General features: G+C 54.4%; 1 protein-coding gene. It reads left to right on the top strand.

Annotation, left to right across the window (positions count from 1 at the left end; genetic code table 11):
• The coding region (locus KSW37_RS15865) for a DUF3408 domain-containing protein (RefSeq protein WP_153123854.1) at nucleotides 1-276 on the top strand (276 nt) is incomplete at its 5' end.
• Nucleotides 277-397: the final 121 nt, after the last annotated feature.

The raw sequence follows: 397 nt of genomic DNA, 5'->3' as shown, positions 1-397 counted from the left end.
ACGAACGAGGCTCAATCGCCACCGAATCCGCAGAAGCGCATCAGTGGCAAGCAGCGCAAGGCGACATTAGAGGAGTATCAGCAGACCTTCCTCCAAGTTCCAAGGATTGACGACCGCAAGCCAGTCTTCGTCAGTTCCGATGTTCGAGACCGTCTTGATCGTGTCGTCCGCATCCTCGGAGGAAGGCGCATGAGCGTATCGGGCATCATCGAGAACATCGTGCGCCACCACCTAAGCCTTTATGAAGAGGACTTCGAGGCTTGGCGCAAATTGTGAGAATTAAGGTCTGCGACCTTGGACGTGGATAGCTGAAAGGCAGTAGTTCCAACTAACGTGTTCTGAGAGGGAGCGAGGTTATGTTTTGGGAACCCCAAAACGCCTCGCTCCACCATGAGGG

This window comes from Segatella copri, assembly GCF_019127135.1.
Taxonomy (GTDB): domain Bacteria; phylum Bacteroidota; class Bacteroidia; order Bacteroidales; family Bacteroidaceae; genus Prevotella.
Note: the sequence above shows the minus strand (reverse complement) of the source record. Positions and strands in the feature narration are given on the sequence as shown.